A 26430-nucleotide genomic window follows, 5' to 3' on the forward strand; every position below is an offset into this window, starting at 1 on the left:
GACACCCGTGACCACCCTCGACCGCGCCCGCTGCCGGCTGCACGCGCACCCTCGCGCGTGGGACGCGGCTCTCGCCGCCGGTGTGCTGGTGTGCATGGTGGTCGGCTCCTTCGCCGGGCAGAACGGCGGCTGGGCCGTGCACCGCCCGGCACCGCTCAGCCTGGTTTTGATGATCTGCGGTGCCGCCGCGCTCGTGTGGCGCCGCCGCGCCCCCCGCACGGTCCTCGCCCTCACCGCCGCCGCCTCGGTGACCGAGAGCGTCACCGCCGACCCGCGCGCCCCGGTCGCGATGGCCGCCGTCGTCGCCCTGTTCACCGTCGCCGCCTCCACCGACCGCACCACCACCTGGCGGCTCGGCCTGGCCACCATGACCCTGCTGACCGGCGCGGCCATGCTCGGCGGCCCGCTGCCCTGGTACGCCCAGGAGAATCTCGCTCTCTTCGCCTGGACCGGCATGGCCGCGGCCGGCGGCGACGCCGTCCGCAGCCGCCGCGCCTTCGTCAGCGCGATGCGCGAGCGTGCCGAACGCGCCGAACGCACCCGCGAGGAGGAGGCCCGCCGCCGCGTCGCCGAGGAACGGCTCCGCATCGCCCGCGAGCTGCACGACGTGGTCGCCCACCACATCGCCCTGGTCAACGTGCAGGCCTCGGTCGCCTCCCACGTCATGGACAAGCGGCCCGACCAGGCCAAGGCCGCCCTGGCGCACGTCCGCCAGGCCGGCCGGACCGCGCTGGACGAGCTGCGGGCCACCGTCGGACTGCTCCGCCAGGCCGGCGACCCCGAGGCCCCCACCGAACCCGCGCCCGGCCTGCGACGCCTGGACGACCTCGTCGGCACCTTCCGCAGCGCGGGCCTCGACGTCGAGGTCGCCCGCGACGCCGCGGGCACCGTGCTGCCCGCGGCGGTGGACCTGGCCGCGTTCCGCATCGTCCAGGAGGCCCTCACCAACGTGCAGAAGCACGCCGGCACCGGCGCCCGCGCCGAGGTCAGCGTCGTGCGCAGCGGAGAGGACCTGGAGATCACCGTCCTCGACGACGGCAACGGCCACCGCACCGCGTCCGTCCAGGGCGGAGGGCACGGGCTGCTCGGCATGCGCGAGCGGGTCACCGCGCTCGGCGGCATCCTCACCACCGGCCCCCGCCCCGCCGGAGGCTTCCGCGTCCATGCGATCCTGCCGGTCACGACCAGCACGCGTGTTCCGGGGGATGCCGCATGACGATCCGTGTCCTGCTCGCCGACGACCAGGCGCTGCTGCGCAGCGCCTTCCGCGTCCTGGTCGACTCCGAGCCCGACATGGAGGTGGTCGGCGAGGCCTCCGACGGCGCCGAGGCGGTACGGCTGGCCAAGGAGCAGCGTGCCGACGTGGTGCTCATGGACATCCGCATGCCGGGCACGGACGGCCTCGCCGCCACCCGCACGATCTGCGCCGACCCCGGCCTCGCCCACGTCCGCGTGGTCATCCTGACCACCTTCGAGATCGACGACTACGTGGTGCAGGCGCTGCGCGCCGGCGCCTGCGGTTTCCTCGGCAAGGGCAGCGAACCCGAGGACCTGCTCGACGCCGTCCGGATCGCCGCCCGGGGCGACGCGCTGCTGTCCCCGGCCGCCACCAAGAGCCTCATCGCCCGCTTCCTCGCCCAGAGCACCCCCGCCGACGACGGCAGCGACCCGGCCCGGCCGGACCGGCTGGACACCCTGACCGTCAGGGAACGGCAGGTCCTCGTCCAGGTCGCCGGCGGCCACTCCAACGACGAGATCGCCGAACGGCTCCAGGTCAGCCCCCTGACCGTGAAGACCCATGTCAACCGGGCCATGGCCAAGCTGGGCGCCCGGGACCGCGCCCAGCTGGTCGTCATCGCCTACGAGTCCGGGCTGGTGAAACCGGGACGGTGACCTGCCCCGACGGTCACCGCCCTAGGGGAAGACCCCGCACGGGATCAGGGAACCGGCCGGTGCCGCTCCCTCCGCGGGTGGACCGCCCCTCCTCCCGGCGTACTGCGACCGGAGTAGGCGCACGACGCGGAAATGGACCTGGAGGCTACGGAACACCCGACCCCGATGACGCAGGGTGGTAAGGGTGGGCGGACCCTGCCGCCCGTGCCGCATCTGCCGCTCCACAGGAGACTTTGACCCATGTCCTGGCTGTCCAGATTCAGCCTCGCGCAACGAGCGCTGATCGGGCTGATCTCGATCATCGCGCTCGTCTTCGGGGCGATCGCGATACCCCAGCTCAAGCAGCAGCTGCTGCCGAGCATCGAACTGCCCGCGGTGTCCGTGCTGGCGCCCTACCAGGGCGCCTCGCCCGACGTGGTGGAGAAGCAGGTCGTCGAGCCGGTGGAGAACGCCCTGAAGGCCGTCGACGGCATCTCCGGGGTGACCTCGACCGCCAGCGAGGGCAGCGCCGTGATCACGGCCTCCTTCGACTTCGGCAACAACACCCAGCAGCTCGTCGCCGACGTCCAGCAGGCCGTCAACCGCGCCCGCGCCCTGCTCCCGGACGGCGTCGACCCGCAGGTGATCTCCGGTTCCACCGACGACATCCCCACCGCGGTCCTCGCCGTGACCTCCAGCCAGGACCAGCAGGCGCTCGCCGACCGGCTCGACAAGACGGTCGTCCCGGCCCTGAAGACCATCGACGGCGTCAGCCAGGTCACCGTCAACGGTGTGCGGGACCTCAGGGTCACCGTCACCCCCGACGACAAGAAGCTCGCCGCGGCCGGGCTCACCAGCGCCTCCCTCACCCAGGCCCTGCAGGCCGGCGGCGCGACCGTGCCGGCCGGCTCCTTCGACGAGAACGGCGCCAACCGCACCGTCCAGGTCGGCGGCGGCTACACCTCGCTGCAGCAGATCAAGGACCTGGTGGTCACCGGCGGCACCGGCACCGGCGCGGGCCAGGCCAAGCCGGTCCGCCTCGGCGACGTCGCCACCGTCAAGGAGGAGCCCGCCCCGGCCGACTCCATCACCCGCACCGACGGCCGGCCCAGCCTCGCCGTCGCCGTCACCATCGACCACGACGGCAGCGCCGTCGCCGTCTCGGACGCGATCCACGACAAGCTGCCCGAGCTGCGCGACAGCCTCGGCAAGGACGCCAAGATCACCGTCGTCAGCGACCAGGGCCCGGCCGTCGCCAAGTCCATCCACGGCCTGACCACCGAGGGCGCGCTCGGCCTGCTCTTCGCCGTCCTGGTCATCCTGGTCTTCCTGGCCTCCCTGCGCTCCACCCTCGTCACCGCGGTCTCCATCCCGCTGTCGGTGGTGCTGGCCCTGCTGGTGCTGTGGACCGGCGGCCTGTCGCTGAACGTGCTCACGCTGGGCGCGCTGACCATCGCCATCGGCCGGGTCGTCGACGACTCGATCGTGGTCCTGGAGAACATCAAACGGCACCTCGGCTACGGCGAGGAACGCCGCGAAGCCATTCTCAACGCGGTCCGCGAGGTCGCCGGCGCGGTCACCTCCTCCACGCTCACCACCGTCGCCGTGTTCGCCCCGATCGGCCTGGTCGGCGGCCTGGTGGGCGAGCTGTTCGGCCCGTTCAGCATCACCGTCACCGCCGCCCTGCTGGCCTCGCTGCTGGTCGCGCTCACCGTCGTGCCGGTGCTGTCGTACTGGTTCCTGCGCGCCCCCAAGGGCACGCCCGCCGAGGCCGAGGAGGCCCGGCGCCGCGCGGAGGAGAAGGAGGCCAACAGCCGCCTGCAGCGCCTGTACGTCCCGGTGCTGCGCTTCGCCACCCGGCGCCGCCTGACCAGCGTGCTGATCGCGGTGGTCGTGCTGATCGTCACCCTGGGCATGACCCCGCTGCTGAAGACCAACTTCTTCGACCCGGGCGAGCAGAAGGTCCTCAGCATCAGCCAGGAGCTCAAGCCCGGCACCAGCCTGGCGGCCACCGACGCCGAGGCCCGGAAGGTCGAGAAGCTGCTCGCCTCCACCAAGGGCGTCAAGGACTACCAGGTGACCGTCGGATCGTCCGGCTTCCTGGCCGCCTTCGGCGGCTCCACGGACACCAACCACGCCTCCTACCAGGTCATGCTGGAGGACGACGCGTCCGCCGAGACCGTCCGCGCGGACATCGAGAAGGGCCTGCACCGGCTCTCCGGCGCCGGCACCACCAGCGTCAGCGCCGGCGACGGCTTCGGCGACCAGGACCTCAAGGTCGTCGTCAAGGCCTCCGACCCCGACACCCTGCGCCGGGCCGCCGAGCAGGTCCGCACGACGGTGGCCGGCATGGACGACGTCACGGACGTCACCAGCGACCTGTCGCAGAGCGTGCCCCGGATCTCCGTGCGCGCCAACGCCAAGGCCGCCGCGGCCGGCTTCACCCAGCAGACCCTCGGCATGGCCGTGACCGAGGCGGTCAAGGGCACCACCGCCGCCAAGGCGACCCTGGACGACGCCGAACGCGACGTCGTGGTCCGCTCCGCCAAGCCCGCCCGGACCCTGAAGGAACTGAAGAACCTGCGTCTCGGCCCGGTCGAGCTGGGTGACATCGCCACCGTCGAGCTGGTCGACGGGCCGGTGTCGATGACCCGCATCGACGGTCAGCGCGCCGCGACCATCAGCGCCAAGCCCACCGGCGACAACACCGGCGCGGTGAGCACCAAGCTCCAGTCGAAGATTGACGCGCTGAAGCTGCCCGCCGGCGCCACGGCCGAGATCGGCGGCGTCACCTCCGACCAGAACGACGCCTTCACCAAGCTGGGCCTGGCCATGCTGGCGGCCATCGCGATCGTCTTCATGCTCCTGGTCGCGACGTTCCGCTCGCTCGCCCAGCCGCTGATCCTGCTGGTGTCCATCCCCTTCGCGGCCACCGGCGCCCTCGGCCTGCTGCTGCTCACCGGCACCCCGCTGGGCGTGCCCGCGCTGATCGGCCTGCTGATGCTGATCGGCATCGTGGTCACCAACGCCATCGTGCTGATCGACCTGATCAACCAGTACCGGCGGGCGGGCCACGGCGTCATCGAGGCCGTGATCGAGGGCGGCCGTCACCGTCTGCGCCCGATCCTGATGACGGCCCTGGCGACCGTCTTCGCCCTGCTCCCGATGGCCCTGGGCATCACCGGCGAGGGCGGCTTCATCGCCCAGCCGCTGGCGGTGGTCGTGATCGGCGGTCTGGTCACCTCGACCCTGCTGACGCTGCTGCTGGTGCCCACGCTCTACGCGATGCTCGAACTCCGCAAGGAGCGCCGCGCCAAGAAGCGCGCGGCCAAGCGCGAGCAGCCGACCGACGAGCAGCTGGAAGCGGCGGGCGTCTGACCCCACCGCCGCACATCACCGACGGCCGGGCCCCCTGGGTTGCCAGGGGACCCGGCCGTCGCCTCATGTACGCCTCGGGCGCCTCCTGCACCTCTCATGCCGTGAGCGACCTGACGCACGCGTCCCAGGCTCCGTCCGGGACGACGATCACCGGGCCGCCGGCGGCCGCAGGGTCACGGTGTACGAGCGCCGCGGGCAGCTCGCTGACCGGTCACGAGCACGGCCGTGCCCCGGCCCGCGCAACGCGCGCCGGGGCACCGGCGTCCGTGTCCAGCGTCGGCCGCCCTACGGCAGCGCCAGCATCCGCTCCAGGGCCAGCTTGGCGTAGTGCTCCGTCTCCTTGTCGACCTGGATGCGGTTGACCAGGGTGCCCTCGGCCAGGGACTCCAGGGCCCAGACCAGGTGGGGCAGGTCGATGCGGTTCATGGTCGAGCAGAAGCAGACCGTGCGGTCCAGGAAGACGATCTCCTTGCCCTCGGGAGCGAAACGATTCGCCAGGCGGCGGACCAGGTTCAGCTCGGTACCGACCGCCCACTTGGAGCCGGCCGGGGCCGCTTCGAGCGTCCTGATGATGTACTCCGTGGAGCCGACGTGGTCGGCGGCGGCGACCACCTCGTGCTTGCACTCGGGGTGCACCAGGACGTTGACGCCGGGGATGCGGGCGCGGACCTCGTTCACCGAATCCAGGGTGAAACGGCCGTGCACCGAGCAGTGGCCGCGCCACAGGATCATCTTCGCCGCGCGCAGCTCCTCAGCCGTCAGCCCGCCGTTCGGCCGGTGCGGGTTGTAGACGACGCAGTCCTGAAGGGACATGCCCAGGTCGCGGACGGCGGTGTTGCGGCCGAGGTGCTGGTCGGGGAGGAACAGGACCTTCTCGCCTTGCTGGAACGCCCACTCCAGGGCCCGCCGGGCATTGGACGAGGTGCAGATGGTGCCGCCGTGCCTGCCGGTGAAGGCCTTGATGTCGGCGGAGGAGTTCATGTACGACACCGGGATTACCTGACCGGCGATGCCCGCCTCGGTCAGGACGTCCCAGCACTCGGCGACCTGCTCCGCCGTCGCCATGTCGGCCATCGAGCAGCCGGCGGCCAGGTCGGGCAGCACGACCTTCTGCTCGTCGGAGGTGAGGATGTCCGCGGACTCCGCCATGAAGTGCACGCCGCAGAACACGATGTACTCGGCCTCGGGCCGTGCCGCCGCCTCCCGCGCCAGCTTGAAGGAGTCGCCGGTGACGTCCGCGAACTGGATCACCTCGTCGCGCTGGTAGTGGTGGCCGAGCACGAAGACCTTGTCCCCGAGCTTCTCCTTCGCCGCACGGGCGCGTGCCACCAGGTCCGGGTCGGACGGCGCGGGCAGGTCACCGGGGCACTCGACGCCGCGCTCGCTCCTCGGGTCGGCCTCGCGGCCGAGCAGCAGCAGGGCGAGGGGCGTCGGCTGAACGTCGAGCTCCTGGGGCTGGGCGGTGGTCACGACACGCACCCTTTCTACTTATCGTCGAACTGACGCTATCTATCATAGCGGCTTCACGTCAGTTTGACGATGCCCATAGCGTCGATGTGACGCGACTCCTCCCGGGCCCCCCGGACGGGCCCGGGACCGGGTCCGTCGCCGCCGTCCGTCACCCCTCGGGCTGCTGCCCGCTCGTGCCGCGTGTGCGAGCATGGGGACGAGCGTGGACAAGAGAAGAAGCACGAGCCCGGCGCGGAATGAATCCTCGAACTCGCCGGTTGCACTCGTCGGCAAGCAGTCTCCGTACAACCCGGGAGAGATGTAGATGTCCGTATCGGACGAGACCACGACCGTCACCGACGGCATCATCCTGACCGACGCCGCCGCGGCCAAGGTCAAGGCCCTGCTCGACCAGGAAGGCCGTGACGACCTCGCCCTGCGCGTGGCCGTCCAGCCCGGTGGCTGCTCCGGCCTGCGCTACCAGCTCTTCTTCGACGAGCGGTCCCTCGACGGCGACATCGAGAAGGACTTCGGCGGCGTCAAGGTCGTCACCGACCGCATGAGCGCCCCGTACCTGGGGGGTGCCACCATCGACTTCGTGGACACGATCGAGAAGCAGGGCTTCACGATCGACAACCCGAACGCGACGGGCTCCTGCGCCTGCGGCGACTCCTTCCACTGAGCCGAGCCGGCCACAGCGTGACGCACGAGGCGGCGGTCCCCTGCACGGGGCCGCCGCCTCTCGCGTCGCGTCACCTGCCGTCCGCCGCGGCCGGGTGCCTCAGCGCACCGGCTGTGACGACCGCAGGGGCCCCGCCCCCGTCGCCGGCGGGATCGGCCGGCCGTCCGAGCCGGTCACCGTCCGGCCGCCGAGCGGGCGGTCCAGGTGCACCGTGCGCTCGTACTGCCGGGCGATCAGGATGCACACCCGGTCCCGCTGCGAGGTCTGCGTCACCGTGACGGTCACCCGGTCGGAGCTCTCCTTCGCCGACGCGGTGTAGTCCGCGCACACCCCGCCCTCGAAGGACAGCGTCAGCGCGTTCCCCGCCGCGCGGTACCCCGTCACCCGCACATCCTGCGTCACCGTCCCGTCGCCGCCCGGACGGGGACTCTCCGCTCCGGACGGCGTGCCCGCCGACCGCACATACCGCGGATCCACCGCCGGGTACGCCACGGTGAACCCCTCCTGCCCCCTCGTGCCGCGGACGTGGAACAGCCAGGACGGCACCAGCACCGGCCGCCCCTGCGAGGCCTGCGCGGACAGCCCGAACTCCGCCGAGTCGACCGTCGCGGTGCCCCGCCCGGCAGCAGGCGAGGCGACCGCGTTGCACGGCTGCTCCAGCCGGTCCTTGAGCGGCACCGGACGGGTGCAGCCGCCGATCCCCATGCGGTGACCGCCGCCCGCCGAGCCGTTCATCAGCTCCAGGGTCCGCTGCGCGCTCAGCACCGGATACGTGTCCGCCTTCACCGGCTCGGCCAGCTGCCCGCTGCCGCCGACCACCTCGCCGTCCGCGCCGACGGTCAGGGACGTCGTCCAGCCGTGGGTGGGCAGCCCGCCGACCCGCGGATCGGCGTCGACGACCCGCTGGGCGCCCATGACCTGCCCGGCGTCCACCGCGGCGTCGCCCTGCCCCAGGGCCGTGAGCACCGGCGCCGCCGCCTGCTCGGCGGCCTCCTCGCTCACCGGGTCCCCGGCCGGAGCCGCCGGGTCGTGAACGCACCGCACGCCCTTGCAGTCGTCGGTGCCGGGCGCGTACCGGCTGAACGTCCAGGCGCCCGGCGCCTGCCGCTCCACCCGCAGCACCGGGTCGGCGCCGTCCTTCCCGGCGCCCACCCGCCATGCGTCCGCATCGGCCACCGGGGTGCCGGTGACCCCGAGCGCCCGGGCCAGCCGGGTCACCTGCTCCCGGGTCACCTCGCCCCGCGGCACCTGGACCGCCGCCGAGCCGGGGCCGTCGGGCAGCGGGCCCGCGGCCTGGTAGACGGTGCCGTAGGGGTCGGGCTCGCCGGGCGCGATGCCCTGCGTGGCGCCGCCGCTGCCGCCCTCGGCCGGCACACCGTCCAGGACGAGCGCCGCGGGAGTGCCGTGATCACCGCCGGACGCGGAAGCGGCCGCGCGCCCGTCACCCGCGCCGGACGCGCCCGTGGCGAGATACGCCCCGCCTCCGCCCACCAGCAGCACGGCGGCGGCGACCGACGCCACGGCCACAGGCGACCGCCCGCGCCCGAAACGGCCGCGACGGCCCCCGGACGCACCCGCACCCCTACCGGCGTCGCCCCCGCCGGCGGCCCGCGCCTGCGCTGTGTCCTCCGACGCCTGCGAAGTGCCCGCAGACCCCGTCTCCTCCGGCCGCCCCGAGTCCTCCCCGGCGGCCTGCGCGGCCCGGGCCGCGGCCGCATCGTCGTGGTCGGGTCGCTCGGTGTTCACCGCATCGCTCCTTCGGCTGCACGACAGTCCCTGCCGTCCCGGCCCGACGGCCCGGCCCTGTCTGCCCGGCGGGGCGACCGGCCGACGGGACGTATCCGGCATCCCCCAGACGGGGGACGGCGATGGGACGCGGCGGGGGAGTACTTGGTTCCACCGGCGCCGAGGGCACCGCCTCCGTCCGGCTCAGCCGGCCGCTTGAAAGGATCCGTACTCGGACATCCCTGCCACCAGCCGCACGGCCGACGGCGGCACGGACACGCCGCGCAGGCCGGCCGGGAACCTGGACGCGACGGCCTCGTCGTCCGGTCCGCGGCCCGCCCAGCGCGGCACCGTCCGGGCCCCGTCCTCGCGCAGGGACGCCAGGCCGCCCTCGAGGTCGGCCGGAACGGGGGTGGTGCGGGACTCGTGGAACGTCATGCCAGCACCGTAGGCACGGTCACGTATGCCGCGAAAGACCCGGAATCAACCGGTCTGCGATCCTGCGCCCGCGTCCCCGGACCGGGTAGCGTGAACTGTCAATCCGCCTGCTTTCAGGAGAGTCCACGCCGTGCGCATCGCAGTCACCGGGTCCATCGCCACCGACCACCTCATGACCTTCCCCGGCCGTTTCGCCGACCAGCTCGTCGCGGACCAGCTGCACACGGTCTCGCTCTCCTTCCTGGTGGACCAGCTGGACGTACGGCGCGGCGGGGTCGGGGCGAACATCGCCTTCGGCATGGGCCAGCTCGGCACCCGGCCCGTCCTGGTGGGCGCCGCGGGCACCGACTTCGAGGAGTACCGCGCCTGGCTGGAGCGGCACGGCGTCGACACCGACTCCGTGCGGATCTCCGAGACGCTGCACACCGCCCGTTTCGTGTGCACCACCGACGCCGACCACAACCAGATCGGCTCCTTCTACACCGGCGCGATGAGCGAGGCCCGGCTCATCGAGCTGAAGACCGTCGCCGACCGCGTGGGCGGCCTGGACCTGGTGGTCATCGGCGCCGACGATCCCGAGGCGATGCTCCGGCACACCGAGGAGTGCCGCACCCGCGGCATCCCCTTCGCCGCGGACTTCTCCCAGCAGATCGCCCGGATGGACGGCGACGAGATCCGGATACTGCTGGACGGGGCGACGTACCTGTTCTCCAACGAGTACGAGAAGGGCCTCATCGAGTCCAAGACCGGCTGGAGCGATGCCGAGATCCTCGGCCGTGTCGGCCGCCGCGTGACCACCCTCGGCTCCCGCGGCGTGCGCATCGAGAGCGCCGGTGAGGACCCCATCGAGGTGGGCTGCCCGGACGAGGAGCGCAAGGTCGACCCGACCGGCGTCGGCGACGCCTTCCGCGCCGGCTTCCTGTCGGGCCTGGTCTGGGGCGTCTCTCTGGAGCGCGCCGCCCAGGTCGGCTGCATGCTGGCGACCCTGGTCATCGAGACCGAGGGCGCCCAGGAGTACCGGCTGCGCCGCGCCCACTTCATGGAGCGGTTCACCAAAGCCTACGGCGAGGACGCGGCCCGCGAGGTGCGCGCCCACCTGTGACCCTCCCAGCGCCCCGGCCACGGCCCCGCCCTACGGGACCTGCCGGGGTGCCCCGCCCCCGAGGGTGCGTGTCCGGGCCCACCCCCGCCGAGGGTGCGGGCCGTAGCGACACCACTGACCTTGCCGGGGTGCCCCGCCCCCGAGGGTGCGTGTCCGGGCCCACCCCTGCCGACGGTGCGGGCCGTACCAGGGCCAGTGTCCTCCGGACACCGGCCGCGAGGGAGCCTGCGGGGGCGCGCCGGTGGTGAGGGGGTGAACGCGCGCAGGCCCGAAGGGCCGAGCACGATCACCCCCTCACCACCGGCTGCCAGCGCCCCCGCAGGCGACCGAGCCATCCAACCCGCGTCCCACTGCAAGCGCCCTTGAACGACCGGAAGCACCTGGCCAACCGCAAGCACCCCGCCCGACCGATCCTGGCTGCGCCCAGCCGGCCCCAGCCCTCACACCCTCCGCACCACGTAGGCGCTCCCCACCTCCGCAGGCTCCTCGCCCACGTACTCCTGCCCGCGCATCTCGCACCAGGCCGGGATGTCCAGGCGGGCCGCCTCGTCGTCGGCCAGGACGCGGACCGTGCCGCCGACCGGGACCTCGTCGATGATCTTGGCCAGCTCGATGACCGGCAGCGGGCAGCGCTTGCCGAGGGCGTCGACGACCCGTTCCTCCGCCGGGGCGGCCGCCTCTGCCCGCACCGCCGGGGCGTCCAGGTGCTCACGGACCGAGGCCACCGCGCCCGGCAGAACCGACAGGAACCGCTCGACGTCCTCCTCGGGCGTCCCGGGCGGCAGGGACACCCGGACGTTCCCTTCGCTCAGCACGCCCATCGCCTTGAGCACGTGACTGGGGGTCAGGGTGGAGCTGGTGCAGGAGGAGCCGGAGGAGACGGAGAAGCCTTCGCCGTCCAGGGCGTGCAGCAGAGCCTCCCCGTCCACATAGAGACAGGAGAAGGTGACGATGCCGGGCAGCCGGTGGCCGGGGTGGCCCACCACTTCCACGTCCGGCACCAGTTGCGGCACCCGCGTCCGGATCCGCTCGGTGAGGTCCCGCAGCCGCGCCGACTCCGCCGCAGCCTCGGCGCGTACGGCGCGCAGGGATGCGGCCGCCGCCACGATCGCGGGGATGTTCTCGAAGCCCGGCTGCCGGCCGGATTCCCTGTCGTCCGTCGGGCCGGGGACGGCGAACCGTACGCCTTTACGCACCACGAGCAGTCCGACTCCCGGCGGTCCGCCCCATTTGTGGGCACTCGCCGTCAGCAGCGACCAGCTGCCCTCCACCGGTCCCCAGCCCAGTGACTGCGCGGCGTCCACCAGCAGCGGGACACGGGCGGCGCGGCACACCTCGGCGACCTCGGTGACCGGCTGTTCGGTGCCCACTTCGTGGTTGGCGGACTGCAGGCAGGCCAGGGCCGTGTCGGGACGCAGTGCCTCGGCGTACGCGGCGGCGTCGGCCCGGCCGGTGCGGTCGACCCGGACCCGGGTGACAGTTCCGCCGCCCGCTTCGTGGGCGTCAGCCGCATGAAGCACACAGGAGTGTTCGACCGCTGACACGATCAGGTGGCGTCCGGTGCGGCGCCGGCCGGTCAGGGCGCCGGCGATCCCGGTGTGCACGGCCTGGGTGCCGGAGGTGGTGAAGGTCAGCTCGTCCGGTCGGCATCCGACGGCCTCGGCGGCCGTCTCCCGGGCCGCGTCCAGCAGCAGCCGGGCCCGCCGGCCTTCCCGGTACAGCCGTGCGGGGTCGGCCCACCCCTCGTCGAGGGCGGCGAGCAGAGCCTGCCGGGCCACCGGGTGCAGGGGAGCGGAGGAAGCAGCGTCGAAGTAGGCCACACGGCAACGCTACGACCCACCGGCCCACGACGACGCACGGAAGCCCCCGCACTATGCCCACTCCACTACGGACCGCACTCCACTCCGTACCCGCACTCCACTCCGTACCCGCACCACACTCCGCACCCGCACCACACTCCGTACCCGCACCACACTCCGCACCCGCACCACACTCCGTACCCGCACCACACTCCGCACCCGCACCCTCACCCCTCCCACCTCTTCAGGGTGACCCGCGGCGCGTATGGCACCCTCCCCGCGAACCGCCGGAAGGCGTCCAGTAGGGTTTGGTCCGCATAAACATCCAAACCCCTGCCCGACGCAGGGCGGCGACCGACCAGCGAGAAGGCCGCAGCCGAACAGCGCGGGCGAGACTCTCGGGAAGGCGCTACGTGAGTCCCAACGGCTCCGACCGCTCGCCGCGGCGCCCGATGCGGCGGAAGCTGCTGCAGGCACTGACTGCGGGCCTGGTCCTGGCGACCGCTACCGGTTGCACATACAAGGACTTCCCTCGGCTGGGTATGCCCACCCCGACCACGGAAGAGGCTCCCCGGATCCTCTCGCTGTGGCAGGGTTCCTGGGCGGCCGCGATCGCTGTCGGCTGCCTGGTGTGGGGTCTGGTGCTGTGGAGTGCCATCTTCCACCGGCGCAGCCGCACCAAGGTCGAGGTACCTCCGCAGACCCGGTACAACATGCCCATCGAGGCCTTGTACACGGTGGTTCCGCTTCTGGTCGTCTCGGTGCTCTTCTACTTCACGGCCCGCGACGAGTCCAAGCTCCTCGACGAATCCAAGAAGCCCGACGTCACGGTCAACGTCGTGGGCTACCAGTGGAGCTGGGCCTTCAACTACATCGCCGACGTGCCCGGCTCCACCGGTGATGCGAAGACCGACAAGAACCTCTCGGCGATCCCGGACCGGTTCAAGAACGCGTTCCCGGCGAACGCCGGCGGCGTCTACGACGTCGGCACGCCCGCCTCGCGGAACCCGCAGACCGGCCTGCCGGGCCCGACCCTGTGGCTGCCCAAGGGCAAGACCGTCCGCTTCATCCTCACCTCTCGGGACGTCAACCACTCCTTCTGGGTGCTGCCGTTCCTGATGAAGATGGACGTCATCCCGGGGCACACCAACTCCTTCCAGGTGACCCCCAACAAGGAGGGCACCTTCCGGGGCAAGTGCGCCGAGCTGTGCGGCCAGGACCACTCCCGGATGCTGTTCAACGTGAAGGTCGTCTCGCCGGAGCGCTATGAGCAGCACCTCAAGGACCTCGCTAAGAAGGGGCAGACCGGTTACGTTCCCGCCGGCATCGCGCAGACGGGCCACGAGAAGAACCGGGAGACGAACAACCTGTGAGCATCCTCAACGAACCTCAGGGTGCCGCGGCGGCGGGTGCCATCGCGCCCGCACCGCCGGTCCGGCGCAAGCAACCCGGTAGCGTCGTGGTCAAGTGGCTGACGACCACCGACCACAAGACCATCGGAACGCTCTACCTGGTCACCTCGTTCGCGTTCTTCTGCATCGGCGGTGTGATGGCGCTCTTCATGCGCGCCGAGCTCGCCCGCCCGGGTCTGGAGATCATGTCGAACGAGCAGTTCAACCAGGCGTTCACGATGCACGGCACGATCATGCTGCTGATGTTCGCGACGCCGCTGTTCTCCGGCTTCGCGAACTGGATCATGCCGCTGCAGATCGGCTCTCCGGACGTGGCCTTCCCGCGCCTGAACATGTTCGCCTACTGGCTGTACACGTTCGGCTCGCTCATCGCGGTGGGCGGCTTCCTCACCCCGCAGGGCGCGGCCGACTTCGGCTGGTTCGCCTACGCCCCGCTGTCCGACGCGGTGCACTCGCCGGGCGTCGGCGGTGACATGTGGGTGATGGGTCTGGCCCTGTCCGGCTTCGGCACCATCCTCGGTGCGGTCAACTTCATCACCACGATCATCTGCATGCGCGCGCCGGGCATGACGATGTTCCGCATGCCGATCTTCACCTGGAACGTCCTGCTGACCGCGGTGCTGGTCCTGCTGGCCTTCCCGGTGCTGGCGGCGGCCCTGTTCGCGCTGGAGGCGGACCGCAAGTTCGGCGCCCACGTCTTCGACTCCGCCAACGGTGGAGCCCTGCTGTGGCAGCACCTCTTCTGGTTCTTCGGCCACCCCGAGGTGTACATCATCGCGCTGCCGTTCTTCGGCGTGATCAGCGAGGTCATCCCGGTCTTCTCCCGCAAGCCGATGTTCGGCTACATGGGTCTGATCGGCGCGACCATCGCCATCGCGGGTCTGTCGGTGACCGTGTGGGCCCACCACATGTACGTCACCGGTGGTGTGCTGCTGCCGTTCTTCTCCTTCATGACCTTCCTGATCGCGGTCCCGACCGGTGTGAAGTTCTTCAACTGGATCGGCACCATGTGGAAGGGCTCGCTGTCCTTCGAGACGCCGATGCTGTGGGCGACCGGCTTCCTGATCACCTTCGTCTTCGGTGGTCTGACCGGTGTGATCCTGGCGTCGCCGCCGATGGACTTCCACATCTCGGACTCGTACTTCGTGGTGGCGCACTTCCACTACGTGGTGTTCGGCACCGTCGTGTTCGCCATGTTCTCCGGCTTCCACTTCTGGTGGCCGAAGTTCACCGGCAAGATGCTCGACGAGCGTCTGGGCAAGATGACGTTCTGGCTGCTGTTCATCGGCTTCCACGGCACCTTCCTGGTCCAGCACTGGCTGGGTGCCGAGGGCATGCCGCGCCGCTACGCCGACTACCTGGCCGCGGACGGCTTCACCGGCCTGAACATGGTCTCGACGATCTTCTCGTTCCTGCTCGGCCTGTCGATCCTGCCGTTCTTCTACAACGTGTGGAAGACGGCCAAGTACGGCAAGCCGGTCGAGGTGGACGACCCGTGGGGTTACGGCCGCTCGCTGGAGTGGGCGACCTCCTGCCCGCCGCCGCGGCACAACTTCCTCACGCTGCCGCGGATCCGCAGTGAATCCCCGGCGTTCGACCTGCACCACCCGGAGATCGCCGCGCTCGACCAGCTGGAGAGCGCCGGCCACGGTGAGAAGGCCCTCGCTGGCGGCAAGGAGGCCGGCAAGTGAAGATCCAGGGCAAGATGTTCCTGTGGCTGAGCGTCTTCCTGCTCATCATGGCCGTCGTCTACGGCCTGTGGTCGAAGGAGCCCGCCGGCACCACGGCCCTGTTCCTCTCCTTCGGCCTGAGCATCATGGTCGGCTTCTACCTGTCCTTCACGGCCAGGCGGGTCGACGTGGGCGCCCAGGACAACAAGGAGGCGGACGTCGCGGACGACGCCGGTGAGCTGGGCTTCTTCAGCCCGCACAGCTGGCAGCCGCTCGCCCTCGGCGCCGGTGGTGCGCTGGCCTTCCTCGGCGTCGCGATCGGCTGGTGGCTGATCTACTTCGGGGCGCCGCTCGTCATGCTGGGCCTGTGGGGCTGGGTCTTCGAGTACTACCGCGGTGAGAACCGCACTCAGTGACCTCGGCCGACCTGGCTGACGACCCGGAGAACCCGGGCCTCCTCGTGGGGGCCCGGGTTTCTTCCGTTTCCGGGACCGTTGCCGGACCGTTCCGGAACCGCTCCCGGGAACATCCCCCATACGGACGATCCACCGCGCCGGAGTTGACGTACCTCTTTAGCGTGAGGTCATGAGCACCGCCACTCCGCGCATCCATACAGCCGTCAGTTGCGCACTCCTGGTGGCCGCCCTCGCGGCGGGCGTCACGGCCTGCGGACCGGACGGCAGTCCGCTGGCCGCCGATCCCTACGACGCGGCACGTCAGATCTCCGTCAACGCGCCCACGGAACGCGGCAAGAAGGCCGACCCGGACAAGCCCCTGGAGATCACCGCACAAGACACCGACGCCCGTATCACGGACGTCGTCGCCCAGGACGCCACAGGACGCCGTGTCGCCGGTGAACTCGCCGCAGACGGCAGCCGCTGGCACAGCACCTCACCGCTGGCCGCAGGCGCCCACTACACGGTCACCGTGCGCACGGAGGACGCGGACGGAGCACCCGGCCGCAAGGTCCTCACCTTCGACACCAGCCGTCCGACGACGAACAAACGTCTGAACATCAAGCTCGGACCGAAGTCCGGGACCTACGGGGTCGGCCAGCCCATCACCGCCGAACTCGACCAGCCCGTCACGGACAAGGCCCAGCGCGCGATCGTGGAGCGCGGCCTGCAGGTCCGCTCCACGCCCGCGGTGCAGGGCTCGTGGTACTGGGTCAGCGACAAGGAGCTGCACTGGCGGCCGCGGGAGTACTGGCCGACGGGCACCACCGTCGAGGTGCGCAGCGGCCTGGAGAACATGCGCATCGCCGACCGGCTCTACGGCGGGGCCGCCGAACCGGTCCAGCTCACCATCGGCGACCGCATTGTCGCCGTCACCGACGCGGCCGCACACCAGCTGACGTTCTACAAGGACGACGAGAAGATCAAACAGATCCCGGTCACCACCGGCAGGCCCGGCTTCGACACCCGCAACGGCATCAAGGTCGTCCTCGCCAAGGAGGGCACCGTGCGGATGCGGAGCACCACCATCGGCATCGCCGCGGGCTCCTCGGACTCCTTCGACCTGATGGTGAACTGGGCCACCCGGGTCACCTGGAGCGGCGAGTACGTGCACGCCGCCCCCTGGTCCGTGGGCTCGCAGGGCGTGGCCAACGTCAGCCACGGCTGCACCGGCATGAGCAACGCCAACGCCAAGTGGTTCTACGAGAACATCCACGAGGGCGACATCGTCCAGGTCGTCAACTCCAAGGGCAAACCCATGGAGACGTTCGGCAACGGCTTCGGCGACTGGAACATGCCCTGGGACAAGTGGGTCCAGGGCAGCGCCCTGACCTCCGGCGGCGGCACCTCCCCGTCGGACACCTCGCGCCTGACCCCGCAGGCCCTGTGAGGAAGGGCTCCGCAGACCCTGTGAGGAAGGGCCTCGATACGCCGTCGGCGGCCCCACGGACAGCACCGCGGGACCGCCGACGACGGGGCTCACCGGGCTCTCAGGCCGCCAGCGCCTTCGTGCGCAGCAGGCCGGCCAGGGCGGAGGCGAACTCCACGGGATCCACCGGAAGGGTGACGGCCGCGTCCGCCCGGCTCCACGTCGCCAGCCAGGCGTCCTGCGGACGCCCGATCAGCAGCAGCACCGGCGGGCAGCGGAAGATCTCGTCCTTGATCTGCCGGCACAGCCCCATGCCGCCCATGGGCACGGCCTCGCCGTCCAGGACGCACACGTCGATCCCGCCTCGGTCCAGCTCCCGCAGCACGGCCGCGGGCGTGGCGCATTCCACGAACTCCACGACGGGCGTGTCCTGAGCCGGCCTCCGGCCGGTGGCCAACCGCACCTGCTCCCGGGTGTTGGCGTCGTCGCTGTAGACCAGCACCGTCGCGGTCGCCTGCATGGTTCCTCCACACGTCTTGTAGGGAAGGCACAGCATGGGTCGAGAATCCGGGTACCGACGGCGCGGACTCTACTCTTTTCCCCTGCTGGTCGGCACCGTCCGGTGAGCCGCCGGGGCGGGCCGTACGGCCCGGACAGACCGCACAGACACTCCGAACGGGACCCCCGGAGTGAGGGCGGGATAAGCGACCGACATAATGTCGGTCGTGGCGACAGCAACGACAGTAGAAACCGGGCACGCGCACCCGTCGGTCAACCGGCCGAACCTCACCAGCGTCGGAACCATCATCTGGCTGAGTTCCGAGCTGATGTTCTTCGCGGCCCTCTTCGCGATGTACTTCACCCTGCGATCGGTGACGGGGCCCGATCACTGGCGGGAGATGGCGGACCACCTGAACGTCCCCTTCTCCACCGCCAACACCACGATCCTGGTGCTCTCCTCCCTCACCTGCCAGCTCGGCGTGTTCGCCGCCGAGCGCGGTGACGTGAAGAAGCTCCGGGGCTGGTTCATCGTCACCTTCATCATGGGTGCGATCTTCATCGGCGGCCAGATCTACGAGTACACGAGCCTGGTGAAGGAGGACGGGCTGTCCCTGTCCTCCGACCCGTACGGCTCGGTGTTCTACCTGACCACCGGCTTCCACGGCCTGCACGTGACGGGCGGCCTCATCGCCTTCCTGCTGGTCCTCGGCCGCACCTACGCGGCGCGGCGGTTCACCCACGAGCAGGCGACCGCGGCCATCGTCGTGTCCTACTACTGGCACTTCGTCGATGTCGTCTGGATCGGCCTCTTCGCCACGATCTACGTGATCAAGTAAGCCGACGAACCGATCCGAGTCCCGCAAGCATCGACGCAGAAGATCCTGACACCGGGGTAATCCGTGAAAAAGCTCTCCGCACGACGACGCCATCCGCTGGCGGCGGTCGTCGTCCTACTTCTCGCGCTGGCGGCCACGGGGGGGCTGTACACCGCGTTCGCGCCCGCGAGCAAGGCGAAGGCCGACGAGTCCGCCCAGTCCCTCACCATCGAGGAGGGCAAGAAGCTCTACGAGGTCGGCTGCGCCAGCTGCCACGGGGCCGGTGGTCAGGGCACCACTGACGGCCCGTCCCTGGTGGGTGTGGGCGCCGCGGCAGTCGACTTCCAGGTCGGTACCGGCCGTATGCCGGCCCAGCAGCCGGGCGCGCAGGTCCCGCGCAAGAAGGTCATCTACACGCAGGCCGAGATCGACCAGCTGGCGGCGTACATCGCCTCCCTGGGCGCCGGTCCGTCCGTGCCCACGAAGAACCAGTACAGCCCGGAGGGCGCGGACATCGCCAAGGGCGGTGAGCTGTTCCGGACCAACTGCGCCCAGTGCCACAACTTCACCGGCAAGGGCGGTGCGCTCACGCACGGCAAGTTCGCCCCGGACCTCGAGGGTGTCCAGCCGAAGCACATCTACGAGGCCATGCAGACCGGCCCGCAGAACATGCCGTCCTTCCCCGACACCGTGATGCCGGAGAAGGCCAAGAAGGACATCATCGGGTATCTGAACGCGGTCAACAGTGACCAGACGAAGAACCCGGGCGGTCTCGAGCTGGGCGGCCTCGGGCCGGTCAGTGAGGGTCTGTTCGCGTGGATCTTCGGACTCGGTGCGCTGGTCGTCGTCGCCGTGTGGGTCGCCGCCCGGACCGCAAAGGCCAAGAAGTCATGAGTAGCCAAGACATTCCTGAAGAGAAGCTGCCCGCCGAGCCGGGTGCGGCGCACGGCGCCGTGAGGGCCGCGGACGAGGAGAACCCGTTCGCCGACCCGGGCCTGCCCCCGCACGAGCACCGGATCCAGGACATCGACGAGCGGGCGGCCAAGCGGTCCGAGCGCACCGTCGCCCTGCTGTTCACGGTGTCGATGCTGGCCACCCTGGGCTTCATCGCGTCCTACGTGTGGATCCCGAACGACAAGTCGGTCTACATCTTTCCGCTGGGCCACATCAGCGCGATGAACTTCGCCCTGGGGCTCACCCTGGGCGTGGCGCTGTTCTGCATCGGCGCGGGCGCGGTCCACTGGGCCCGCACCCTGATGTCCGACGCGGAGCTCGCCGACGAGCGTCACCCGATCGAGGCCTCCCCCGAGGTCCGTGCCAAGGTCCACGCGGACTTCAAGCAGGGCGCCAAGGAGTCCGCGATCGGCCGCCGGCCGCTCATCCGCAACACGCTGCTGGGTGCGCTGACCCTGGTGCCGTTCTCCGGCCTGTTCCTGCTGCGCGACCTGGGTTCGCTGCCGCACGAGAAGCTGCGCCACACCATGTGGGCCAAGGGCAAGCGCCTGGTGAACATGAACACCAACCAGCCGCTGCGTCCCGAGGACATCACCACCGGCTCCCTCACCTTCGCCAAGCCCGACGGCCTGGAGGAGGAAGGCAACGAGGAGTACCAGACCGAGATCGCCAAGGCCGCCCTGATGATCGTCCGGCTGCAGCCGGACAACATCAAGGACAAGCGCGAGCTCGAGTGGTCGCACCAGGGCATCGTGGCCTACTCCAAGATCTGCACCCACGTCGGCTGCCCGATCTCCCTGTACGAGCAGCAGACGCACCACGTGCTCTGCCCGTGCCACCAGTCCACCTTCGACCTCTCCGACGGCGCCCGAGTCATCTTCGGCCCGGCCGGTCACGCCCTGCCGCAGCTGCGCATCGGCGTGGACAGCGAGGGTTACCTCCAGGCGCTCGGCGACTTCGAGGAGCCCGTCGGTCCTGCATTCTGGGAGCGCGGATGAGTACTACAGCGAGCAACCCGACCCGCTCGCGCGGGAAGGCACCGGCCGGCGAGAAGCTCGCCGACTGGGCCGACGGCCGGCTGGGCATCTACAGCCTGGCCAAGGCCAACATGCGCAAGATCTTTCCCGACCACTGGTCGTTCATGTTGGGCGAGGTCTGCCTCTACAGCTTCCTGATCATCATCCTCACGGGTGTATATCTGACGCTGTTCTTCCACCCCTCGATGAACGAGGTGGTGTACCACGGCAGCTACGTCCCGCTCCAGGGACAGCTGATGAGCGAGGCGTTCAACTCGACCCTGCACATCTCCTTCGAGGTGCGCGGTGGTCTGCTCATCCGGCAGATCCACCACTGGGCCGCGCTGGTCTTCCTCGCCGGCATGTTCGTGCACATGATGCGCGTGTTCTTCACCGGCGCGTTCCGCAAGCCGCGTGAGGTCAACTGGCTGTTCGGCTTCCTGCTGTTCGTCCTGGGCATGTTCACCGGTTTCACCGGTTACTCGCTCCCGGACGACCTGCTCTCCGGCACCGGTGTCCGCTTCATGGAGGGCGCGATCCTGTCCGTGCCGATCATCGGCACGTACATCTCGTTCTTCCTCTTCGGCGGCGAGTTCCCCGGTCACGACTTCGTGGCCCGGTTCTACTCGATCCACATCCTGCTGCTGCCGGGCATCATGCTCGGCCTGGTCGTCGGCCACCTGATCCTGGTCTTCTACCACAAGCACACGCAGTTCGCGGGCCCCGGCAAGACGAACAACAACGTCGTCGGCATGCCGCTGCTGCCGGTGTACATGGCCAAGGCCGGAGGCTTCTTCTTCCTGGTCTTCGGTGCCATCGCGGCCATCGCGGCGATCGCGCAGATCAACCCGATCTGGGCCATCGGCCCCTACCGGCCGGACCAGGTGTCCACCGGTGCCCAGCCCGACTGGTACATGGGCATGGCCGAGGGTCTCATCCGTGCGATGCCCGGCTGGGAGATCAACTTCTGGGGTCACACGCTGGTCCTGGGCGTCTTCATCCCGCTGGTGCTCTTCGGTGTGGTCCTCATCGCGATCGCGCTGTACCCGTTCATCGAGGCCTGGGTCACCGGCGACAAGCGCGAGCACCACATCCTGGACCGCCCGCGCAACGCCCCGACCCGCACCGCCTTCGGTGCCGCGTGGATCGCGTGGTACTTCGTGCTGCTGGTCGGCGGTGGCAACGACCTGTGGGCCACCCACTTCCACCTGTCGATCAACGCGATCACCTGGTTCGTCCGCATCGCGTTCTTCGTGGTGCCGGTTCTCACCTTCATCGTCACCAAGCGGATCTGCCTCAGCCTGCAGCGCCGGGACCGCGACAAGGTGCTGCACGGCCGCGAGTCGGGCATCATCAAGCGCCTGCCGCACGGTGAGTTCATCGAGGTGCACGAGCCGCTCAGCCAGGAGCAGCTGTACACGCTCACCGCTCACCACCAGTACGAGCCGGTGGAGATCGGTCCGACGGTCGACGAGAACGGCGTCGAGCGCAAGGTCAAGGGCACGGAGAAGCTCCGCGCCAAGCTGAGCCGCGCCTACTACGGCGAGGGCAACCAGATCGCCAAGCCGACCGTCGAGGAGTACAAGGAGATCACGAGCGGCCACGGCCACCACTGATCCTTCGATTCCGAGCGTCGCCACGCCCGGTCACAGGGCCCCGTCCGCCTCCCGGACGGGGCCCTGTGCCGTCCCCGGGGCTGGATAGGGTGGAGGCGTTGCACGTCCCCGTCCCGTCCGTGCGGGACACCGAACAGGACACCGGACACCGACCCAGGAGCGGCTTATGAGCGCTGTGACCCCCGCTGGAGGCGACACCGCGGCGGGCCGTTCCTGGCCCCGCGTGCTGAACACCCTGCTGGCCGGCCGCGACCTGGACGCCGACGACACCGCCTGGGCCATGGACCGGATCATGCGCGGCGAGGCGACGGACGCTCAGATCGCCGGCTTCGCGGTGGCGCTGCGGGCCAAAGGCGAGACGGTGCGGGAGATCACCGGTCTGGTCCGGGCGATGTACGAGCACGCCCGCGTCATCGAGGTCCCCGGACCGGCCGTGGACATCGTCGGCACCGGCGGCGACGGTGCGAAGACGGTGAACATCTCCACGATGTCCGCCATCGTCGTCGCGGGCACGGGCACCAAGGTGGTCAAGCACGGCAACCGGGCCGCGTCCTCCGCCTCCGGAGCCTCCGACGTCCTGGAGAAGCTGGGGGTGAACCTGGAGCTGAGCCCGCGGCGGGTGGCCCAGGTCGCCGAGGAGGCCGGGATCACCTTCTGCTTCGCGGTGAAGTTCCACCCCGCCCTGCGGCATGTCGCCGCGGCACGCGGACAGCTCGGCATCCGCACCACCTTCAACTTCCTCGGTCCGCTCACCAACCCGGCCCGGGTCACGGCGCAGGCGGTCGGGGTCGCCGACGCGCGCATGGCGCCGATCGTGGCAGGGGTCTTCGCCGAGCGCGGCAACTCCTCCCTGGTCTTCCGCGGGGACGACGGCCTGGACGAGCTGACCACCACGGCCACCTCGCGGGTGTGGGTGGTCCGGGACGGCACGGTCACCGAGGAGACCTTCGACCCCAGGGACGTCGGCATCGACCTGGTGCCGGTCGAGGCGCTGCGCGGCGCCGACGCCTCCTACAACGCGGACGTCGCCCGCCGGCTGCTGGACGGCGAGCGCGGGCCCGTCCGGGACGCCGTCCTGCTGAACGCCGCGGCCGCCCTGGTGGCGCTGGAGCCCGGCCCGGGGACGCTGCCCGAGCAGATCCGCGCCGGGATGGAGAAGGCGGCCGAGTCCATCGACTCCGGCGCGGCCCGGCGGGTGCTGGACCGCTGGGTGGCGGCCAGCAACGCCTGACGGCCGCCTGCGGCCGTGCGGTCCCGCGATCCGGACACCGGTTGCGGGACCGCGATCTTTTCGCGTACGTTCCTGTCCAGGTCATGAGTGACAGCCTTCAGGCCCCGGCCGGCTGTCCGGCAACCCTCCGTCCGTGGCGGGGTGCCCCGGGTGAAGACCAGGCCGCAGGCAGCGAGGTCTGCGGCAAGCGCGGACCCCTCGCGCGCTCCTGACGAGCGCGAGGCCAGGGGTCCTGGTCGTAACGAGGGAGTCCTCCGTGAGCAAGCGAATGCGTTAGGGCCTGTCGCCCGTCTCCCGCCGTCCGCCCGCGCTCGTGCGGCGGGCCGCGCCGCCGGTGAGCCGCGACAGGCCCGGGGCCCACGCCCCCGCCTCTTCCACCTTTTTCCTCTCGCGTCACTTCTCCCGCGCTGAGCCGTGCCCGACACCGGTATGTCCCGGGGCGCGTGTGCTCGCGCGGTCGATTCCGCCTGTCTCCACGGGAGTTCACCCATGTCTGTCTCCGCTGCTGCCCCCGGCCGGTCCGTGTGCGCCCCGCTGCCCGTGCTCGGCCGTGACGTCACCGTGCCGCTCGTCACCGGCGGCGAGGTCACCTACGCCGCGCTCGACTACGCGGCCAGCGCACCCGCCCTGCAGCGCGTCTGGGACGACGTGGCCGCCTACGCGCCGTACTACGGCAGCGTGCACCGCGGGGCCGGCCATCTCTCGCAGCTGTCCACGGACCTGTTCGAGTCCTCCCGCAGGACGGTCGCGGAGTTCCTCGGCTGCCGCCCGGACGATGAGGTGATCTTCACCCGGTCCACCACCGACTCCCTCAATCTGCTGGCCCGCGCGCTCCCGGCCGGCTGCCAGGTGTTCGTCTTCGCCACCGAGCACCACGCCTCGCTGCTGCCCTGGCGCGGCGCGCAGGTGACGTACCTGGACGCGCCCCGCAGCCCCGGGCAGGCCGTGGACGCCCTGGAGCGGGCGCTGGCCCTGCGCGGACCCCACGGTCCGGCCCTGGTCTGCGTCACCGGCGCCTCCAACGTCACCGGCGAACTGTGGCCGGTCGCCGAGCTGGCTGCCGCCGCCCACGCGCACGGCGCCCGGATCGTCCTGGACGCCGCCCAGCTGGCCCCGCACCACCCGGTCTCCGTGCGGGACCTCGACGTGGACTGGGTGGCGTTCTCCGGCCACAAGCTCTACGCCCCGTTCGGCGCGGGTGTGCTGGCAGGCCGGACCGATTGGCTGCACGAGGCGGAGCCGTACCTCGCCGGCGGCGGGGCCAGCCGCCGCGTCACCCGGCGTGCCGACGGGAGCGTGGACGTGGAGTGGCACAAGGGCGCCGCCCGGCACGAGGCCGGTTCCCCGAACGTCATCGGCGCCTACGCCATCGCGTCGGCGTGCGAGGCGCTGACCGAGGCCGGCTTCGACACGCTGGTGGCCCGCGAGCAGCAGCTGATCCGCCAGGTGCGCGAGGGGCTGGCCGAGGTGCCGGAGGTGAAGGTGCTGTCGCTGTTCGGTGACGACGCCCCGCGGGTCGGTGTGATCTCGTTCGTGGTGCAGGGCTGGAACAGCTCCCACTTCGCCGCGGCGCTCTCCGCCGAGTACGGCATCGGGGTGCGGGACGGGCTGTTCTGCGCCCACCCGCTGGTGCGGACCCTGCTCGGCGGCGACCCTCAGGCGCGGGGCGAGTGCGGTGCCCCCGAGGCCGCGCCCGGCGAGGTGTCGCTGAACGCCGTCCGCGTCAGCTTCGGCGCCGGCACCCCCGACGAGCACGTCGAGCGGTTCGTGTCCGCGGTGCGGGAGCTGGTCCGCGACGGCGCGAAATGGCAGTACCGCACGGAGGGCGGCCGCTGCGTGCCGGTGGTGTGACCCGGGCGGCCGGGAGGCGGCCGGCCGCGGTCAGGAGTCCAGGCCGATGGCGAACGCCGCCTCCAGGTCGTGCTGCGAGTACGTGCGGAAGGCCACATGGGTGTCCGTGGCCTCCACCCCCGGGATCTTGCTGATCCGCCCGGGGATCACCTCGGCCAGCTCCTCGTGCTGCCGCACCCGGACCATGGCGATCAGGTCGTAGGTGCCGGTGACGGAGAAGACCTCGCTGACGGAGTCCAGCGCGGCGATCTGCTCGGCGATCTCGGGGATCCGGTCCACGCTGGTCTTGATGAGGACGATCGCGGTGATCACGGCTGGTTCTCTCCCTCGGGAGCCGGAGCGGGGGCGGGCTTCACTCTAGTCCGCCGCCCGTAGCGGGCCCATGCGCAGGCGAAGCCCAGGCCGAAGCCGATCACATGGGCGAGGTAGGCCACGCCCGGGCCCTGGGTGGCCCGCCCGGCGGCCAGCCACTGCAGGGCCGCCCAGAACGGCAGGACGATCCACGCCGGCAGTCTGAGCGGCAGGAAGAACAGGAACGGCAGGACACTGGTCACCCGCGCCCGCGGGAACAGATACAGGAAAGCGCCGAGGACCGCCGAGATCGCCCCGGAGGCGCCCACCAGGGTCTGCTCGGAGGCGGCGTGGGCGACGGCGTAGCCCAGCAGGGCGAGGCAGCCGCAGCCGAGGTAGAACAGAAGGAACGGCAGGCGGCCCATCCGCTGCTCGGTCATCGCGCCGAAGACGTACAGGAAGAGCATGTTCCCGAGCAGATGGACCCAGCTGCCGTGCACGAACAGCGCGGTCGCCGGGGTCAGGGCGGCCCGCGGGTTACCGGTGAGCAGCTCGGCGGGGATCACCCCCCAGCGCCGGAAGTAGGAGCGCTGGGCGTCCAGCAGCGCGTCCCCGGTGCCCAGCCGGGGGTCGAGGCCGGAGGCGGGGCCGAGCGCGAACAGGACACAGCACACCACGATCAGGGCGCACGTCACCGGCGCGGGCGTGGTCCTGAGCGCCTTCCACGCCCTGGCCGCCCGGCCGGTCACCGTCTTCGTGTCGCCGGTCATGTGCACAGAGCATGGCGTACCGGGACGCTTCCGT

22 protein-coding genes and 1 riboswitch are annotated in these 26430 nt (G+C 70.9%); of the genes, 15 read left to right on the forward strand and 7 right to left on the reverse strand.

The genetic code is table 11. From position 1 onward, the window contains the following. Positions 1 to 7 precede the first annotated feature (7 nt). From IE286_RS03680 to IE286_RS03690, 3 genes are all read left to right on the forward strand, one after another. Positions 8 to 1216, forward strand: coding sequence for a sensor histidine kinase (locus IE286_RS03680; protein ID WP_189795134.1), 1209 nt, complete (start codon positions 8 to 10; stop codon positions 1214 to 1216). Continuing rightward, a complete protein-coding gene (locus IE286_RS03685) occupies positions 1213 to 1893 on the forward strand; it encodes a response regulator (protein ID WP_189795135.1) in 681 nt (226 codons plus the stop codon). Before IE286_RS03680 ends, IE286_RS03685 begins: the two co-directional genes overlap by 4 nt. A 240-nt stretch (positions 1894 to 2133) precedes the next feature. Beyond that, positions 2134 to 5250, forward strand: coding sequence for an efflux RND transporter permease subunit (locus IE286_RS03690; RefSeq protein ID WP_189795136.1), 3117 nt, complete (start codon positions 2134 to 2136; stop codon positions 5248 to 5250). Positions 5251 to 5535: 285 nt separating this feature from the next. On the opposite strand, the gene nadA is transcribed toward IE286_RS03690, so the two are convergent. Beyond that, positions 5536 to 6720: a quinolinate synthase NadA gene (gene nadA, locus IE286_RS03695; RefSeq protein ID WP_189795137.1), complete on the reverse strand. Its 1185-nt coding sequence runs from the start codon at positions 6718 to 6720 to the stop codon at positions 5536 to 5538. A gap of 304 nt (positions 6721 to 7024) precedes the next feature. Between nadA and IE286_RS03700 the strand changes: the two genes are divergently transcribed. Continuing rightward, positions 7025 to 7381, forward strand: coding sequence for an iron-sulfur cluster assembly accessory protein (locus tag IE286_RS03700; protein ID WP_125500069.1), 357 nt, complete (start codon positions 7025 to 7027; stop codon positions 7379 to 7381). 99 nt (positions 7382 to 7480) lie between these two features. Here the strand turns inward: IE286_RS03700 and IE286_RS03705 are convergent, their stop codons facing one another. Both IE286_RS03705 and IE286_RS03710 read right to left on the reverse strand, forming a co-directional pair. Continuing rightward, on the reverse strand, positions 7481 to 9127 hold the full coding sequence (locus tag IE286_RS03705; protein WP_189795138.1) for a hypothetical protein: 1647 nt from the start codon (positions 9125 to 9127) through the stop codon (positions 7481 to 7483). A 183-nt stretch (positions 9128 to 9310) separates the two neighbouring features. Beyond that, positions 9311 to 9544, reverse strand: coding sequence for a hypothetical protein (locus IE286_RS03710; RefSeq protein WP_189795139.1), 234 nt, complete (start codon positions 9542 to 9544; stop codon positions 9311 to 9313). 130 nt (positions 9545 to 9674) lie between these two features. Here IE286_RS03710 and IE286_RS03715 point away from each other — a divergent pair, with 130 nt between their 5' ends. Then, on the forward strand, positions 9675 to 10646 hold the full coding sequence (locus IE286_RS03715; protein WP_189795140.1) for a carbohydrate kinase family protein: 972 nt from the start codon (positions 9675 to 9677) through the stop codon (positions 10644 to 10646). Between the two features lie 440 nt (positions 10647 to 11086). On the opposite strand, the gene IE286_RS03720 is transcribed toward IE286_RS03715, so the two are convergent. Beyond that, complete coding sequence (locus IE286_RS03720) at positions 11087 to 12466, reverse strand: cysteine desulfurase/sulfurtransferase TusA family protein (RefSeq protein WP_189795141.1); 1380 nt, start codon at positions 12464 to 12466, stop codon at positions 11087 to 11089. Between the two features lie 392 nt (positions 12467 to 12858). Between IE286_RS03720 and ctaC the strand changes: the two genes are divergently transcribed. From ctaC to IE286_RS03740, 4 genes are all read left to right on the forward strand, one after another. Continuing rightward, positions 12859 to 13818 carry an aa3-type cytochrome oxidase subunit II gene (gene ctaC, locus IE286_RS03725; protein ID WP_189795142.1) on the forward strand — a complete coding sequence of 320 codons (960 nt, stop codon included), beginning with the start codon at positions 12859 to 12861 and terminating at the stop codon, positions 13816 to 13818. After that, positions 13815 to 15548 carry an aa3-type cytochrome oxidase subunit I gene (gene ctaD / locus IE286_RS03730; protein WP_189795143.1) on the forward strand — a complete coding sequence of 578 codons (1734 nt, stop codon included), beginning with the start codon at positions 13815 to 13817 and terminating at the stop codon, positions 15546 to 15548. The genes ctaC and ctaD overlap by 4 nt, the downstream gene beginning before the upstream one ends. Next, entirely contained in the window at positions 15545 to 15943 is a 399-nt protein-coding gene (locus IE286_RS03735; RefSeq protein ID WP_189795144.1) for a cytochrome c oxidase subunit 4, read from the forward strand. The genes ctaD and IE286_RS03735 overlap by 4 nt, the downstream gene beginning before the upstream one ends. Before the next feature lie 169 nt (positions 15944 to 16112). Further along, positions 16113 to 17372, forward strand: a complete 1260-nt coding sequence (locus tag IE286_RS03740) for a L,D-transpeptidase (RefSeq protein WP_189795145.1) — start codon at positions 16113 to 16115, stop codon at positions 17370 to 17372. A gap of 100 nt (positions 17373 to 17472) precedes the next feature. Here IE286_RS03740 and IE286_RS03745 read toward each other — a convergent pair whose 3' ends face one another. Further along, positions 17473 to 17871, reverse strand: coding sequence for a response regulator (locus IE286_RS03745; protein WP_189795146.1), 399 nt, complete (start codon positions 17869 to 17871; stop codon positions 17473 to 17475). 196 nt (positions 17872 to 18067) lie between these two features. On the opposite strand from IE286_RS03745, the gene ctaE reads away from it, so the two are divergent. From ctaE to IE286_RS03775, 6 genes are all read left to right on the forward strand, one after another. Further along, positions 18068 to 18688 (forward strand): aa3-type cytochrome oxidase subunit III, encoded by a 621-nt coding sequence (gene ctaE, locus IE286_RS03750; RefSeq protein ID WP_189795147.1) that lies wholly within the window; start codon positions 18068 to 18070, stop codon positions 18686 to 18688. A gap of 63 nt (positions 18689 to 18751) precedes the next feature. Beyond that, on the forward strand, positions 18752 to 19561 hold the full coding sequence (gene qcrC / locus IE286_RS03755) for a cytochrome bc1 complex diheme cytochrome c subunit (protein WP_189795148.1): 810 nt from the start codon (positions 18752 to 18754) through the stop codon (positions 19559 to 19561). Next, positions 19558 to 20619 (forward strand): cytochrome bc1 complex Rieske iron-sulfur subunit, encoded by a 1062-nt coding sequence (qcrA, locus tag IE286_RS03760; RefSeq protein ID WP_189795149.1) that lies wholly within the window; start codon positions 19558 to 19560, stop codon positions 20617 to 20619. Before qcrC ends, qcrA begins: the two co-directional genes overlap by 4 nt. Then, entirely contained in the window at positions 20616 to 22253 is a 1638-nt protein-coding gene (gene qcrB / locus IE286_RS03765) for a cytochrome bc1 complex cytochrome b subunit (protein ID WP_189795150.1), read from the forward strand. Before qcrA ends, qcrB begins: the two co-directional genes overlap by 4 nt. Before the next feature lie 166 nt (positions 22254 to 22419). Next, on the forward strand, positions 22420 to 23484 hold the full coding sequence (gene trpD / locus IE286_RS03770) for an anthranilate phosphoribosyltransferase (protein WP_189795151.1): 1065 nt from the start codon (positions 22420 to 22422) through the stop codon (positions 23482 to 23484). Between the two features lie 79 nt (positions 23485 to 23563). Further along, a riboswitch (SAM riboswitch) is annotated at positions 23564 to 23680 on the forward strand. A gap of 293 nt (positions 23681 to 23973) precedes the next feature. Further along, entirely contained in the window at positions 23974 to 25335 is a 1362-nt protein-coding gene (locus tag IE286_RS03775) for an aminotransferase class V-fold PLP-dependent enzyme (protein ID WP_189795152.1), read from the forward strand. A gap of 30 nt (positions 25336 to 25365) precedes the next feature. Here the strand turns inward: IE286_RS03775 and IE286_RS03780 are convergent, their stop codons facing one another. Next, complete coding sequence (locus IE286_RS03780; protein ID WP_125498078.1) at positions 25366 to 25647, reverse strand: Lrp/AsnC family transcriptional regulator; 282 nt, start codon at positions 25645 to 25647, stop codon at positions 25366 to 25368. Beyond that, the gene (locus IE286_RS03785; RefSeq protein ID WP_189795153.1) at positions 25644 to 26396 is read right to left on the reverse strand and encodes a rhomboid family intramembrane serine protease; all 753 of its coding nucleotides are present in this window, start codon (positions 26394 to 26396) and stop codon (positions 25644 to 25646) included. The genes IE286_RS03780 and IE286_RS03785 overlap by 4 nt, the downstream gene beginning before the upstream one ends. Between the last annotated feature and the right edge of the window lie 34 nt (positions 26397 to 26430).

Source organism: Streptomyces thermodiastaticus (assembly GCF_014656135.1).
Taxonomy (GTDB): domain Bacteria; phylum Actinomycetota; class Actinomycetes; order Streptomycetales; family Streptomycetaceae; genus Streptomyces; species Streptomyces thermodiastaticus.

What these genes read in the sequence shown, in the direction of transcription:
- IE286_RS03685 (WP_189795135.1), top strand. Translation starts at nt 1,213, where the DNA reads ATGACGATCCGTGTCCTGCTCGCCGACGACCAGGCGCTGCTGCGCAGC.
- IE286_RS03690 (WP_189795136.1), top strand. Translation starts at nt 2,134, where the DNA reads ATGTCCTGGCTGTCCAGATTCAGCCTCGCGCAACGAGCGCTGATCGGG.
- IE286_RS03700 (WP_125500069.1), top strand. Translation starts at nt 7,025, where the DNA reads ATGTCCGTATCGGACGAGACCACGACCGTCACCGACGGCATCATCCTG.
- IE286_RS03710 (WP_189795139.1), bottom strand. Translation starts at nt 9,544, where the DNA reads ATGACGTTCCACGAGTCCCGCACCACCCCCGTTCCGGCCGACCTCGAG.
- IE286_RS03740 (WP_189795145.1), top strand. Translation starts at nt 16,113, where the DNA reads ATGAGCACCGCCACTCCGCGCATCCATACAGCCGTCAGTTGCGCACTC.
- IE286_RS03745 (WP_189795146.1), bottom strand. Translation starts at nt 17,871, where the DNA reads ATGCAGGCGACCGCGACGGTGCTGGTCTACAGCGACGACGCCAACACC.
- ctaE (WP_189795147.1), top strand. Translation starts at nt 18,068, where the DNA reads ATGTCGGTCGTGGCGACAGCAACGACAGTAGAAACCGGGCACGCGCAC.
- qcrA (WP_189795149.1), top strand. Translation starts at nt 19,558, where the DNA reads ATGAGTAGCCAAGACATTCCTGAAGAGAAGCTGCCCGCCGAGCCGGGT.
- qcrB (WP_189795150.1), top strand. Translation starts at nt 20,616, where the DNA reads ATGAGTACTACAGCGAGCAACCCGACCCGCTCGCGCGGGAAGGCACCG.
- trpD (WP_189795151.1), top strand. Translation starts at nt 22,420, where the DNA reads ATGAGCGCTGTGACCCCCGCTGGAGGCGACACCGCGGCGGGCCGTTCC.
- IE286_RS03775 (WP_189795152.1), top strand. Translation starts at nt 23,974, where the DNA reads ATGTCTGTCTCCGCTGCTGCCCCCGGCCGGTCCGTGTGCGCCCCGCTG.
- IE286_RS03785 (WP_189795153.1), bottom strand. Translation starts at nt 26,396, where the DNA reads ATGACCGGCGACACGAAGACGGTGACCGGCCGGGCGGCCAGGGCGTGG.